Below are 13,422 nucleotides of genomic sequence, written 5' to 3'. Positions count from 1 at the left end.
GGACGTACGCGATGCGCCGCGCGACGGCCATCGCCTGGCTGGGCGGCTGCTGTCACCCGCTTGATGGACTCTGCCGTGCCCGCGAAAACCGGCGATCAGCGTCGCGGCATGGAGCAGCCGACTTCGGGGTGTCAGCAAGGTGCTGGCCAGCGAGTGGACGGTGCTGGCGCATTGTCGAAGATGGCCTCCGTGGCGGCGCGTGCCAGTCTCGCTTGGGTGCTGGCGGGCAGGCCGAGTCGGTTCCAGTGGAAGATGACGTGCAGCGCGATGACCGCGCGTAGGCCTCGGGTGAGTTTGCCCGCGTCGCGCAGCAGGAGCAGGGCGTTGCCGGCGTCACGGAATGCGGTGTGCCACTGGTCGGTGTTGCGTACGGTTCCCTCCAGAAGATGGCGGGCGTCGTCGGTGAATTGCTTCCACGTTTTGGCGTCGGGTGCCGGGGGTTCGTCGAGGTCGGCGGTGCGGTAGGCGAGAACCTTGGCCCAGACGTCGCCTTGTTCGTTGAGGTCGAGGGCTGCGGCGCGCATCAGGGCGGTGCACAGGATCAGTGAGCGTTCTCGCCGATTCGCGGGCTGCTGGTGCAGGTACGTGAGGAGGTGGCGGCTGTCGTGGTGGAACAGGGTGTGGGCGGCGGCCATGGCGTCGGGGCCGCCGAAGGCGTGGGTTTCGGGTTCGTAGATGTCGCTGCTGCAGGTCATGTCGTGGCTGAGCAGATGGTGGGCCAGTTGAGGGCTTTCGGGCTTGTCGGTGGTTAGGTATCGGATTCGCCACGCGCCTTTGCGGATGAACCACCACGAGGCGATCAGGCCGGCGTCCTGGGCGGCGGGGATGACGCGGTGCAGATGGGCGAGGGCGGCCTGTTCGCGACGAAGCCGGGTGTTGCCGGGGTAGTCGATGTTGATCTGGTGCCACGGATGCTGGTCCACGTTTCAGCCTTTCGTCAGGCGAGCAGGAGGCAGGTGTCCCACGCGGTAGTGGTGGAGAGGCCGACGAGTTCGACTCCGGTGGTGCCCTCCAGCAGTCCGTGGGGTTCGTCGGTGGCACGGGGTGCATTTTGGTGGAGCTGTTCGACCACTGGCAGTGGGATGGGGGCGCGGGCGTCGGCGGTGATACGGCGTGCGGTGGCGGCCAGACCGGCGGTGCCGTGGCAGAGACTGCGGTCGACCAGTTGTTCTGTCTGTGCCGGGTCGGTGACGCAGGAGGCGAAAGCAGTTTCGCTGCGGCGTCCGCGCTCAGGGTCGTCAAGGGCGAGGGCGGCGAGTTGCTGGGCGCGGGCAATGCCAGGGGTGCCGTAGCACCAGGATGGCCGCAGGGGGCCCTGCTGGGCGGGCTTGCCGTGGTGGAGTTCGGTGCGGGTGAGGGTCTGCGGCCACCAGGTGGTGCCATTCAGATGTTGTTGCCAGGTGTCGAGCCAGCTGCAGATCCGGCCGATCGCGGCGGTCTGGCCGGCGACGGTGATGCCCTCGCGCAGCGTGAGCGAGAGCAGTGCCAGCGGGCCGGGAATGCCGTGGGCCATGCCAAGGTTGGCGTGCCCGCCATCAAGCGGTGGTTGGTCGTTGTGGGGCCCGTGGTGGCACCACCAGCCCGGCAGTTCGTGCAGGGGTTCGGTGAGCCGGACGAGGTAGTGCAGGATCAGGCGCAGCGTGTCGTGGTTGCCGAGGCGGCGCAGGACCACGCCGAAGCCGGTCAGGCCGCGGATCAGGTCGTACTCGGCGTAGTGCGGCTGCTCGCCGCGGTCGATACGGCGGTGGGCGGCCTTGAGGCGGTGACGGGCGATCGTGGCGGTGGCCTGGGCAGTGATCGCGCGGGCGTTGGCGAGCTGCGGGTGATCGGTGGTGGCCAGGACGAACGCGATCGCGGGGGCGCCGTGGAACAGGCTGGCGCCCTCGGCGATGCTGACGCCGTCGGCGGTGGCTTCCCGCAGGGCGTGCAACGCCGCAGGGTAGTTGCCGGCCTCGAGATGCAGCAGGGCGCGCCCGGTAGCGCCGTTGGCCAGCGATTGGCCGATATTCATCGAGAACGCCCGGCGAGGGCGATGGCGCGGGCAAGTCGCAGGCAGTGCTGTTCGGAGGCGGCGGCGACGCCGATCATGCGGGTGTGGTGCAGGTGCAGCAGGTCGCCCAGGACGGTGTCGACGTCAAGGGTGTCGTTGTCGATCGCGGCCCGGTAGGCGGTAAGCGTTCCGGCGAGGTGCTCGTCATGGACCGGGGTACCGGCGATCGCGAGTTGTTCGCGGTTCAGGCGGGGACCGGTACGGTGCGGGACGTGCGTGGTGAGCCACTGCGGGCCGTCGCTGGTGAAGGCTGTCGCGATGGCGATCATGCCGGCCGCGGTGCTGGCCTGCCGGTCGCGGGAGGCGATCAGCCGGTGCAGAGCGGCGCGGGAGTCGGTGGCGAAGAACGCTTCGGCGGCGGCCAGCGTCGCATGGGCTCCGTGGCGGGCTTCAGGCCGATAGGGGTGCAGGCTGTAGTCGTACGCGGCACCGGTGTCGTGCAACTGCTGCATCCAGTCGGCGAGGCGGTGGGCCAGCTCGGTGAAGTGGTCGCTGTCGGTGACGGGAATGCGGAGCCGCAGGTGGGCGGCGGGGGTCGGGTACCGCAGGAACCACCAGCCCGCCGGGAGGTAGTCAGCGGGCCGGCGGGCGAGGTCGGCGAGGATCTCGTCGGTGGGGCCGTAGAGGTGGGCTTGCACCCAGCGGGAGGGTCCGGGCCGGTGAATCAGGGTGGTCACGGGCCGGGGCTGCCGCGGTATCCGGGTAGCGGAGGTATGGCGGGTGAGGGTGAGCACGAGCTCGGCAGGACGTCCGTCGATCCAGCCGGCCGGGCCGGGTGCCTCGGTGAGGTCGGCGTGGGGTTGACGGTCGAGCTCGTGGCGAAGCAGGTGCAGGTGCGCGGGGTTGTCCAGGTCGAGGCGCACCCGGACGTCGTCGGCGCCGACCAGCACCTCGCGCGGGAGGTGGTACTGGTGGCGGTGTCGTTGCCAGGAGTCGTACCACTGCAGCCATGCCGCCGTCCAGGTGGGCAGTGCCGTACGGTCGATCCGCCAGCGTGCGGGGTGCAGGATGGATCGTCCGCGCCGGACGCGAGGCAGATACGGCAGGTCGTGAGCGTGGCCCCAGTCGAACGGTGCGCAGGGGGCGGTCCAGGCCGTCCAGATCTCGGTGAGGAACCGCATCAGTGGCTGCTGCAACGTCGTCAGCAGCACGCTGTTGAACAGCAGTGGTTCGACCGGCTGGCCGGTGGTGCGCGAGACCAGCCAGAGCTGGCGGCCGTCGCCGGTGATCGCCAGGTCGTCCACCGTGCGGACAGGTGCGGGGTGGAATTCGCCGAGCGGCAAAATCGGCAGGAGTTCGGGGGCGCGGGTCAGCGGGGCGAGCCTGGCGTCCAAGGGTGGCCCGGACAGCTGGACCACGTCGGCGCCCGGCTGAGCGGTCGGTAAGTGGCGGTAGACGGTGCGGAAGGCGACGAGTTCGTCGGGGTCCAGCAGGTGCAGGAAGCGGCCGGCAGCGGTGCCGGCGTGGCGGGAGCCGCTGAGCACCGTCAGGGTGAATGCGCCGCGGTCCACATCCGCCGGAGTGTCGGCAGCCAGAGTGAAGCGCAGCTCGGTGTGCGGGATCGGTGATCGGTCGTCGTCGCCGTGCAGCTGGTCGATCAGGTCGTCGTCGAGGACTACCTCGGCGCCGTCGTCCAGTGCCGCCTGCTGCGCGAGGCGTGCGAGCAGCCGGTCGCGAGGGGTGAACGTGGCCGGGGATCGGCGTGTCGATCCGCGGTAGCCGGCCGGGAAGCCGAGTGTGCCCAGAACCTCGCGCAGCGGCACGGCCACCCCGGGGCCCCACCGGTCGATGAACGCTGCGTGATACTCCTGCCATCCGGGTAGTGCCGGGGCGATCGCCGTTAGCGCCTGCGCTGCCCGGCTGGCCTCGCGCAATACCGCGGGCGGCAGCGCGACCTCGACATCGGCACGAAGATCGACTGCCGCCCGACGGCCCGGGTCGAATGGCAGGTGGTGGCGTGCCAGGTGGGCGCCGGGATCGGTGACGGTCGTGGCCGGGCGCAGGGCGGTCAGCAAGACGCCGAGGTCGATAAGGCGCGCTAACAGCCGTTCAGCCGCCGGCATAGACGCGCCAACTTTCGCGGCCAGATCAGTGAATGAGATGGGTGAGCGTGCTGCGTCGAGAGCGGTTTGGACCGGGCTGGCGAGGCGGACCTCCACGTCCCATCGCCGGTCGCCGTCGGTGCCTGCGCATGGCAGCACCCACTTCTCGCCACGCCGGTAGCCGAGCGTGTTCGCTACCACTGACGTGGCGTGCAGCATCGCCAGGTCGTGCTCAGCCTGAGTGGCGTGCTCGGCGACGAATTGCCCGTCGGGGTGAGCGACCGCGCGATGGGCCTGCCCGAGGTGCACCGTCGTACGCTCGGCGAAGCTCACCGGAGCAACGCCGGCGAACATTCCGAACGGGGTCGCGCGGGTCGTCCATCGCAGCAGGTACCGCATCACCGTGTCGACCAGGCGCCGCCACCGGCGCAGTGGTAGCGCCGCTCCGGACGCGGCGACGGCGATTCGTTCGGCCAGCTCCGGCGCAGCGCCGGTGACGGCATCCGCGAATCCGGGTAACGCCCATACCTCGGTGAGCCAAGCGCGCCACTGCGCGGGGTGATCGGCGCTCAGATCGGGCCAGGACGGCAACGATAGACCGGGAGGGTACGCGGCGATCCGGATCAGCGCCGCGCCGGCAACGGGAAGCATCATGCACCACCGAGATTCGGTGGGGGCCCGACGCTGTGCGCGCCGGGCCCCGTCATCGGGAGATGAGCGAGCCGGGTGAGACCCGGGTCAGTTGTTCTTGGTTGTGCAGGCGTTCGAGCCCGTGTTGCCCGAGCCGCAGTTGTCGTCGGTGTTGGTCGAGAAGCCGCTCGCCGCGGGACCGGCGTCGACCAGCGTGACGTCCAGGGTGAAGTCCTCGACGTCCTCGAAGATCCGTTCGTCCACGTGAGTGTCCTTCCTAGCGGGGGGTGAAGGCGAGGACCAGGCGGCTGTGCCGCTTGTCCAGCACCGTCCCGGCCGGCAAGTCGCCGTCGGGAGTTCCAGCGGGCAGAACGTGCAGCACCGGTGCGGGGGTGCTCGCGTCCAGCCACGCGACCATGTGCTCGACCCACTGCTGTGCCACGGTGGTGGCATCCGGGCCGTACGCGCGGGCGCCGAGGTCGAACTTGTCGTCGGTCCATTGCAGGGCCGAGCGGTAGCAGAACGTGCCGTCGTGCAGGGCGGCAGGTGTGCCGTACCGCCACGCCGGGTCGACCCGGCCGGCGTCGATGGCGTCCTGCTGAGCGGTCAGGATGACGAACTGCTGCCCGGCCGCGGTGATCCGGGTGGCCAGCCACATGTCGAGGTCGGCCAGCACTGTGGCCGGGGCCAAGCTTGCCCCGGCCCACGCCTGGACCGGCGGCTGCGCCAGCAGATCCCCCACGCTCTGCGGGTTGATCTTTTGATCCTCGTCCAGTCGCAGGTGCACGCCCTCGGCGATGTCGACGTACCGCATCTGGTGGGTGCCGGTGCCTTGGATCGAGACGAACCCGCACAGTCGCTGGCTGTGGCTGACCAACGCGTGCCCCTCGCGGCGCAGCGCCCACGACCGTGTCATCCCGAATGTACGCAGCGGCACCACAAGGACGCCGTCGGACGCCAGCTGGTCCGTCCACGCCGGCGCGATGTCCCAAGCCCCGACCGTCGCAATGATCAGGTCATACACACCTCGGGGACCGACCGGCTGCTCCGCGTCGGCGCACACCACGGTCACGTCGCCGTAGCCGGCCGCGGCCAGGCACTCCGACGCCCGGTCGGTCACATCCTTGTCGATGTCCACCGTCGTGACCGACCCCGAGTCGCCGACCAGCTCGCGCAGCAGCGCCGCGTTGTAGCCGCCGGAGCCGATCTCCAGCACGTCCAGGCCGGACAGTCCACCCTCGTGCGCGTCCGCCGCCTGGCCGAGCATCTCCGCGATCAACCACGCCGCGGATACCGAGCTGATGGTCTCGTCACCGACCTGTTTGGTGATCACCGCCAGGTTCGGCGAGTAGGCGTCCTCCAGCGAACTATCGGGGGTGAACAGGTGACGAGGGACAGTCCGCAGGGCCGCCTCCACCTCCGGCCGCATCGACAGCCCTTTGTCGCGCTGGTCAGTGATCAGTTGCTCGACCATCGCCGCCCGGAAGTCGTCGCTGCTCAGGGTCTCGACACTCATGCGGTGCTCTCCTTCTCGATCAAGGCCGCCCGACCGGGCAGCCGCCGTAACTCTTCGCGGCCCGACTCCGTGCGTCGAGCCGCGACTCGCCGTACGCCGGCGGCGAGTTATCGGTGTAGACAGACGACCGCGGCGTCCAGTGCCCGGGGTTCAGGCGCAGACTTGCCATTCCTCACGGAATGAGACCGCTATTCCGTCAAGATGTTCGGGCCAGTTGGACGCGAGCGCCAGGTGATCGGACGTGCAACTTGCACATGGTGCGATCTATCAGGACGCTGACCTGCAACGAACCCTTAAAAGGACGCTCCCTGGCTATGCAAGGAGTCAATCAGGCGGTGGCCGATGTCGGAAAGAGTCGCCGCCGCACTCCGACAATCCTTCGACCTTCATGAGCTGGATTCGGTTTCGGTGGGGCCAGTTAGCCGTCTTCGCTTGCGCCGGGGGCAGGGTCGTTGAGCAGGCTTTCCGCACCGAGCATCCTCGGCGTCCCTCACAGGCTCGCCGGGCGTCGGACGTCTCGCGTTCAATGTCAGCGCGCCTCAGCGGCACTCCGACAAAGTTCCGACAATGCCTGGGCGCGTCTGGTACGGAGCTTCAGGTTTGTGGCTGCCGGGGTGGGCTGCGGACGGATCTAGCACGAGGTGGCGCTGTCGGCATCGTGTGCCTTGGCGAACGCCACAGTCTCTACGGTCTGCCACCGGTAGGAACGATGGTCTCGCTCAAGCAGCACCAGCGACACGCCGTCGACCAGTACGTCAGCTTCCGGGAGACGGTGCAACTGCTCCACGACAGCAACTGCCTCGGCTGACGGGACATCGGCATTGCCGTAAGCGACAGCCACGTGGGCATGGAACTCGCGATGCTTGACCGGGGCATCCGGTAATACCTGAAGTGTTGCTGCCGTCAGGCGATCGTGAAGGTTACGCAGGGGCTCATAGGGCGAAACGTTGAAGCCAAGCGCGCCCGGGGTCCCTGAAAGCCGGCCAACAGAAACCGTGAAGGCCGTCACCGACTGGCAGACTTCTCTCGCCTTGGCAATAACCGCGTCCAGATCGGAGGCACCGACAGTGTTCTGGTAGGCGACACGGTTCACCGTCAGATGAAGATCGTCAAGCGGGGTTAAGTCGTAATACGAGAAGGAGATTTCTTTTTGGCATCGCCGTGCGAGTTCACGCAGTTGACGCCCACGCGGAAAAGTAAGATACCAATAGAAAGATCGATTCGCGGGGCCACCTCCGGGTCGAGCCCAGTGGTTGGCCACACGCCGCACCTTGCGGAAGTTCTCCAGCTCAGGTGACGGTTGGCTATCTCCGTTCAGCAATCCCTGCTCCAGGCTTCCAGTCTTTCTCTGACCTCGTCGAGGCCGGAAACTCTGCCCCAGCGCCGCTCGGCGGCTCCCATGAATTCGAGAACACGCCGCCGAATGGAAACGATGGGGTATCCCGAAGAAATCTTGAGCGCGTCCATCGTCACACGGCAAGCGCGTTCCAGATCCGCGTCACGAGCCATGAGCATCGAAGTAGACAAATCAATTTTTAGGAGCGCTTGACTCCACGGCGACGCCGATACTTTGATATCAGGCAAGGCGAGGGTCGCGAACTCTTGCACGCGGGCGGGGTCTCCAAGCGATACGTATGCTGTTACCGCATTGCTAGCGGTTTGTGCCGAGCTGTAGCACTGGAGAGACACGCTCGACGGAAGTCCCGTCGGCACCTCATTCTGAGACATCAGTCTATATGCGCGTTCAACCGCTCGCTGCACTCCGACCTTGTCGCCAAGTTTTCCCGCTGCGCGGGCGACTCCGTTGATCGTAAGACGAACACTCTGCGGCCCGGTTCCCGCGTATGAAAGGCCATCCAAGGCGATAGCCAGAGCCTCTTCGTAGTTACGAGCATAGTATTCGCAGAAGCTCTGCATGCCTCGGGCCCAGGCTTGAAGATCTGAGTCTTCGGCAAGTTCCGCGAGACGAAATGATTCTGCACAGTACGCGCGAGCAAGCGCATAATCTTCACGCCCCACCTCGACGTAGCCAAGCAGACCCGAAACTTTGCCGGCCACCCGAAATAGCCTCTGGCGCTGCCTTGGCTGCATGCTCTGAGAGATCAGACTATCCACAAAGACGCGTTTTTTGACCAGCGATCTAATGAAGCGCCCTCGCTCCCACGTCTCATACTCCACGAGCATGGTGGACATGCTACTTTCGAGGCCGGATATGACTACGGGATCGACGGCGCGATACAGGTTCTGAATCCGGTCAAGGACATCGACGATATCTTCACCTGTCCCGGAGATGCCTCCCGCGACGTCCGCGTCAACCCCGCCGTGCGGGACCGTTAACGTTGCCCGCTGGCCGGGCAGCTTCGGTAGACCTTTAGCGTTGCTCCGGTGGGCGCCGATAGTCGCACCTGAAGCATCGTCAGCCGCCACGTCAGGCCGGTCCTGGAGTAATCGCGGGGCGGGCGATGACTGCGCGATGGCCGGATGGAGCAGGTCAACGCCGGATGCTGGAGTTTCCAAGCTCGGGCGTTGGTGCGCTCGTTGAAATGCTTCGGCGTTGTCATACGCCTTTAGAAGCTCCGCGTTTGCGCCTAGTAGAGCGTCTACTACTTCCCAAAACGCTCTGTTGACGTGTTGGAGGCCGGTCTCAATATTGGCAATGCTGCTACGGCTGTACTCCGTTTGTCCGGCGAGCTCCTGCTGACTCAGGTGCGCCGCTTTCCGTTTTTGGGCCAGCAACCGGCCTAAGTCGCGCCACGCAGCTCGAACAGCTTGCGGATCAGCCACCTCAACCCCCGCTTCGCGCGTAACGCCGGCTCGGGACCGCCGCGGCGCGTCGCCCTTCCGGCTACCCGACGGTGGAAACAGCGTAGTCCACCGGCGTGAGTTGTCGGCTGCGCAGCGCCCATCTCCGACAATGTCCCCGGTAGGTTTCCTGGGGTCTGGCCCGAGCGTCCACGTTCATACCGGAGGGCTTGGTTAGGTCGATCCAGGTCCGTATTCGCCACGAACTCGCCAGCACCGTCCCCGGCCGGGTCAACCGTGCTGGGCTGCCAGGGAGTTGTGGCGCGAACACCGTCCACCACGCCACACTACGACCTACCGGACCGTTCGGACTCGGGGTACGTGCGCAGGTCGAACGACATCGACGCGGAGGCCAGCATGCCGGACCAGCACGACGGCGCCGACCCCTGGCAGCTCCTCGGTGAGGAGCTGGCGGGGCGTCGCAGCGCTGCCGGCTATACGCAGCGGCGGTTCGCCGCACGCGAGGAGATCCACTACGGGCGCAGCACCATCGCGAATGTCGAAACTGGCCGGCAACGCGTGAGCCGGGACTTCTGGCACGCCTGCGACATCGTGCTTAAGACCGGTGGCGTTCTGGTCAGAAAATACGAGCGGATCAACGCCGAGCGCGCCGCACAGCGGCTGCATGAGCTCGACGCGATCGCGTCGAGCCGAACCACGGGCGCACGACCGGCGGCATTGCCTCCGGCGACCGCGAGACGTCGGCAACGAACCGTGCCGAGCTGTTCCGACGTGGCGACCTCTTCAGCGGTGCTATCCGGCATCGCCGCGTCGGCTCACCCCCTCGCCACCGCGTCGGCGACGGCGTCGGACGGGGCCGATCGTGTCCGCCAGGCCATGGCCGACCCCGCCCGATACGCCGACGCGCGATTCGTCGACGCGTTCCGGGTCCAGCTCGAGATGGCCAAGGCTCTTGACGGCCGTTACGGCGCGGCGTCGGCGCTGGCAACGGCCAAGGGCGTCATCGACGTAGTGGAAGCGGTCGCACCGGACGTGCCCGAGAAGGTGCGAAGTGATGTCCTGGTGCTGGGGGCGGAAGCTGCCGAGTTCGTCGGCTGGCTCTTCAGAGATCTCGCCGACCCGGTGCAAGCCGGTTACTGGTATGACCGGGCGATGGATTACGCCCAGTTGTGTGGCGACATGTCCTGGCAGGGCTTCGTCCTGTTGCGCAAGTCGCAGATGGCGTACGAGGCTCGATCCGCCCTTCGCGTTCGTCTCTTCGCCCGCGCGGCGATCGAAGGTCCTTGGCAGTTGTCAGCACGGTTCTACGGCGAGGCGTTGCTCCAGGTCGCTCGCGGCGATCTGATGCTCGGGCAGACCGTCGATCTGGATTCCACGGTCGAGCAGGCGCGCGACGCCTCGGCGGGCGAGGATCTGACCCTGCGCGAGGCGTCGTGCTGGATCGAAGCCGCGGAGCCGGAACGCGCAGCCCCGTTGTATGAGGCCGGCCTCAGCGCAGGCGGGTTGTCGCTGCGCGACGCCGGATATTTCCAGGCCCGGCAGGCTTTCGCGCTCGCTCAAGCTCAGGCGCCCGACCTCGCCGCCGAGCAGGCGTACGAAGCCCTCACCGCGTCCGTTCGGACGGGATCGCGGCGTACTCATCGCGCGGTCGTGGCGACGCGGGCTGCGTTGACGCCTTGGCAGAAACGCGATGCGGTTGCCGCGCTCGACGACGCGCTTACCGCGTACGAGTCGTCCATTCGGCGACCGCTTGAATCACCTGGGTCTGCCACTGCTGGCTTTGCGGATTGAGATATTTCGGGTCGCCGTCGACGGCGAAGCCGTGCTGAGCGCCCTCGATCGTGAGTAAGGACGAGGCGGCGTTGAGTTTCGTCATGGCCGCCAGGCTGGTGTCGATCGGCACAAGGGTGTCGGCGGTGCCGTGCACGATCAACGTCGGCGCCTGGATCTCGCCGAGCACAGTGTGCGGCTGCACCCAGAACACCTCGTTCAGGAACCCGGGTCCGTGCCGCAACGTCGGCGAGTACTGCAGGAATCCCTGTTTAGCCAGCTCAGCCGCTTGTTCCGGCTGCAACTGATCGTTCACCCAGTACGGGCGATCGTCGATCGTGCGCTTCTTGTAGTCGATGCGCGGGCACAGCATGACCAGGCGGTCGACGTCCTGCGGCCGCTTCGCCGCGTAGTAGGCGCAGATCCCGCCGCCGAAGCTTTGCCCGACCAGCGAGGTGGTCTCGACGTTCGTGGCTTCGCGCAGGAACGCGAACGCGCTGCCGATGTCGTTGAGCACGCTGGCGATCGTGAGGTCTTCTTGGTTGCCGCCTGATTCGCCGTGTCCGCGCAGGTCGAAACGCAACGCCGCGGCGCCAGCTGCCGACAGGCCGGCGGCCATGCGGTCGAAGAACCCTGCCTCGTGCCGGGTGACGCCGCCGCCGTGGACCTGCACCACACCGATCGTCGCAGGTTTGTCGGGAACGATCAGGTCGCCGACCAGCTCGAGTCCATCAAGGGACCGGAATCGCACAGTAGCCTCGGACGGCATGACGCACTCCTGTCTGCTCGAACTTCCAGGTTCTCTTGTGGAGATCTACCTACGGCGCGGGTGGGGTGTTAATCGTGTCCGAGATCTACGCCTTGGAGATCCGTACTGGATCAGTAGCACGGGCCAGGGCGTGAACTGACGGCGGCGTCTCGGCGGCCCACGGCCATCCTCGACTGCCTGGCAGCTCGGCGGTGGCCGCGAACGCTGCCGAAACCTGATCCCGGTCCGCTCCAGCGGCGAGCGCCAGGTGCAGCAGGATCCGGGCCTTGTACGGGTCGAGGAAACCGGCGGGGATCAGACCGCGGCTGATGAGGTCGCGCTCCGAGCCGGGGAAGCCGTAGGTCCCGGCGAGGACGGGGCCGCTGCCGGTACGGGAGGTGAGTACGACCGGGATCCGGCTCGCAGCCTCCGTTAGGGCCGGCACCCAGCTTTCCGGGACGTGGCCGACGCCGAAGCCGGCCACGACGAGCCCGTCGGCGCCGGCGGCAAGGGCGGCCAGCGGGGCGCCATCATCGCCGAGCGTCGCGGTGTAGAGCCGTACGAGCGGCGCCGACTGGTGGCCGGCGGGAACGACAAGGCGGCCGGAGATGTGGTTGGCGATCGTGACGTGGCCTTCGACGAGGTAGCCGAGCGGGCCGCCGTTCGGCGAGGCGAACGTCGCGATGCTGGTCGAATGGGTTTTGCGCACGCGGCGCGCGGCGTGGATCTCGTCGGCGAGGACCACGACACAGCCCAGGCCGCGGGCGGCGCTGCTGGCGGCGACCTGGATCGCGGCGAGGAGGTTGGCGGGGCCGTCGGCACCGGCCAGGGTCGGGTTGCGCATCGCGCCGGTCACCACAAGCGGCTGTGGACCAGCGTGGAGCAGGTCGAGGGCGTAAGCGCTTTCCTCGATCGTGTCGGTGCCTTGGGTGATCACGACCCCGGTGATGCCGGCGTCCCAATAGTCGCCGAGCCGGGTGGTCAGCGCGGTGAGGTCGTCGATGGTCAAGGAGGCGCCGGGCTTGCTGCGGAAGGTCAGCACGTCGATGTCGATGCCGGTCTCGCCGAGCCCGGGGACCGCGTCGACCAGTTGCCGGGCAGTCAGCGACGGGGTGACTCCTCCGGAGTCGGCCGCGGTCATGGCGATGGTTCCGCCCAGCGCGATGACGAGGACGCGTGGCGCCGGGGTGCTGGTCTCGTCGGCCACAGTGCGACCTTCCTGTTTCGCTGCAACGATCGATCGGGAAGCCTAGCCGCCGCGGTGACCGCGCGCGGCCAGAGCAAGCTCGCGCCGCCGCGCCTAAGCGGAACCTTTCGACTTCATGGAGCCCTCGCGATGATCGCCTTCCGCCCTGCGGGGCCTGAAGATCTGTCCGTCGTCGCCGACCTGTTGTACGAGGTGGAGGCGTTCTACGGGACGGTCGAGATGGTGCCTCGCCATGTGTGGCAGGCTCAGATTGCGCTGGTGCTTCGCAGCCCGTCGCCGCCGGCCCGGGTCCTGCTGGCTGTCGACGACGCCGAGGTGGTCGGTTTCGCGAGTTACACCTTCCTGTGGCCAGCCGTCGGCGTGTCCACGTCGCTGTTCGTGAAGGAGCTGTATGTCCGCGAGCCGCACCGCGGGCACGGGGTCGGCACCGCACTGATGGCCGAGTTGAGCGCAATCGCCCTCGAGGCCGGCAGCAGCCGGTTGGAGTGGACAACCGACGCCGACAACACTGCTGCCCAGGCATTTTATGCAAAGTTGGATGCGCCTCAGGCGTCGGGCAAGGTCATGTACCGGGCGACGAGCGCCGATCTTGTCCGGCTGTCGCAACGCAAGATCGACTAAGGGTGAAGCGGTCGCCCGCGGCGATCCGTCCGCATGCGCCCGCCCGCCTTCGCGCCCTCCGGCGCTCCCGACGAC

At 67.4% G+C, this 13,422-nt stretch carries 11 protein-coding genes; 2 read left to right on the top strand and 9 right to left on the bottom strand.

The window, feature by feature from the left end:
* Nucleotides 1-131: 131 nt before the first annotated feature.
* The 7 genes from Ani05nite_RS25195 to Ani05nite_RS25165 all read right to left on the bottom strand — a co-directional run bounded on the left by Ani05nite_RS25195 (nt 132) and on the right by Ani05nite_RS25165 (nt 9,022).
* Complete coding sequence (locus tag Ani05nite_RS25195; RefSeq protein ID WP_203772139.1) at nt 132-923, bottom strand: thiopeptide-type bacteriocin biosynthesis protein; 792 nt, start codon at nt 921-923, stop codon at nt 132-134.
* 14 nt (nt 924-937) lie between these two features.
* Nucleotides 938-2,011, bottom strand: coding sequence for a lanthionine synthetase C family protein (locus Ani05nite_RS25190; RefSeq protein WP_203772137.1), 1,074 nt, complete (start codon nt 2,009-2,011; stop codon nt 938-940).
* Nucleotides 2,008-4,743, bottom strand: a complete 2,736-nt coding sequence (locus tag Ani05nite_RS25185) for a lantibiotic dehydratase (protein ID WP_203772300.1) — start codon at nt 4,741-4,743, stop codon at nt 2,008-2,010. The genes Ani05nite_RS25190 and Ani05nite_RS25185 overlap by 4 nt, the downstream gene beginning before the upstream one ends.
* A gap of 87 nt (nt 4,744-4,830) precedes the next feature.
* Nucleotides 4,831-4,986, bottom strand: a complete 156-nt coding sequence (locus Ani05nite_RS25180) for an FxLD family lanthipeptide (protein WP_377882801.1) — start codon at nt 4,984-4,986, stop codon at nt 4,831-4,833.
* A gap of 13 nt (nt 4,987-4,999) precedes the next feature.
* Nucleotides 5,000-6,238, bottom strand: a complete 1,239-nt coding sequence (fxlM, locus tag Ani05nite_RS25175) for a methyltransferase, FxLD system (protein ID WP_203772135.1) — start codon at nt 6,236-6,238, stop codon at nt 5,000-5,002.
* A 631-nt stretch (nt 6,239-6,869) separates the two neighbouring features.
* The gene (locus Ani05nite_RS25170) at nt 6,870-7,499 is read right to left on the bottom strand and encodes a 2'-5' RNA ligase family protein (RefSeq protein WP_203772133.1); all 630 of its coding nucleotides are present in this window, start codon (nt 7,497-7,499) and stop codon (nt 6,870-6,872) included.
* A gap of 53 nt (nt 7,500-7,552) precedes the next feature.
* Nucleotides 7,553-9,022, bottom strand: coding sequence for a helix-turn-helix domain-containing protein (locus tag Ani05nite_RS25165; protein WP_203772131.1), 1,470 nt, complete (start codon nt 9,020-9,022; stop codon nt 7,553-7,555).
* A 375-nt stretch (nt 9,023-9,397) separates the two neighbouring features.
* Between Ani05nite_RS25165 and Ani05nite_RS25160 the strand changes: the two genes are divergently transcribed.
* Nucleotides 9,398-10,792, top strand: coding sequence for a helix-turn-helix domain-containing protein (locus Ani05nite_RS25160; protein ID WP_203772129.1), 1,395 nt, complete (start codon nt 9,398-9,400; stop codon nt 10,790-10,792).
* Here Ani05nite_RS25160 and Ani05nite_RS25155 read toward each other — a convergent pair.
* Together Ani05nite_RS25155 and Ani05nite_RS25150 are read right to left on the bottom strand one after the other, a co-directional pair.
* Nucleotides 10,719-11,540, bottom strand: a complete 822-nt coding sequence (locus Ani05nite_RS25155; RefSeq protein WP_203772127.1) for an alpha/beta hydrolase — start codon at nt 11,538-11,540, stop codon at nt 10,719-10,721. The genes Ani05nite_RS25160 and Ani05nite_RS25155 overlap by 74 nt on opposite strands.
* Before the next feature lie 85 nt (nt 11,541-11,625).
* Nucleotides 11,626-12,726: an asparaginase gene (locus Ani05nite_RS25150; RefSeq protein WP_275410629.1), complete on the bottom strand. Its 1,101-nt coding sequence runs from the start codon at nt 12,724-12,726 to the stop codon at nt 11,626-11,628.
* A 129-nt stretch (nt 12,727-12,855) separates the two neighbouring features.
* Here Ani05nite_RS25150 and Ani05nite_RS25145 point away from each other — a divergent pair, with 129 nt between their 5' ends.
* Nucleotides 12,856-13,347, top strand: a complete 492-nt coding sequence (locus tag Ani05nite_RS25145) for a GNAT family N-acetyltransferase (protein ID WP_203772125.1) — start codon at nt 12,856-12,858, stop codon at nt 13,345-13,347.
* Nucleotides 13,348-13,422: the final 75 nt, after the last annotated feature.

Source organism: Actinoplanes nipponensis (assembly GCF_016862275.1).
Taxonomy (GTDB): Bacteria; Actinomycetota; Actinomycetes; order Mycobacteriales; family Micromonosporaceae; genus Actinoplanes; species Actinoplanes nipponensis.
The sequence above is the reverse complement of the archived record's forward strand: the minus strand, read 5'-3'. Positions and strand labels throughout refer to the sequence as shown.

Coding starts and splice junctions, on each gene's coding strand:
- fxlM (WP_203772135.1), bottom strand. CDS start 6,238: ATGAGTGTCGAGACCCTGAGCAGCGACGACTTCCGGGCGGCGATGGTC.
- Ani05nite_RS25155 (WP_203772127.1), bottom strand. CDS start 11,540: ATGCCGTCCGAGGCTACTGTGCGATTCCGGTCCCTTGATGGACTCGAG.
- Ani05nite_RS25185 (WP_203772300.1), bottom strand. CDS start 4,743: ATGCTTCCCGTTGCCGGCGCGGCGCTGATCCGGATCGCCGCGTACCCT.
- Ani05nite_RS25190 (WP_203772137.1), bottom strand. CDS start 2,011: ATGAATATCGGCCAATCGCTGGCCAACGGCGCTACCGGGCGCGCCCTG.
- Ani05nite_RS25160 (WP_203772129.1), top strand. CDS start 9,398: ATGCCGGACCAGCACGACGGCGCCGACCCCTGGCAGCTCCTCGGTGAG.
- Ani05nite_RS25145 (WP_203772125.1), top strand. CDS start 12,856: ATGATCGCCTTCCGCCCTGCGGGGCCTGAAGATCTGTCCGTCGTCGCC.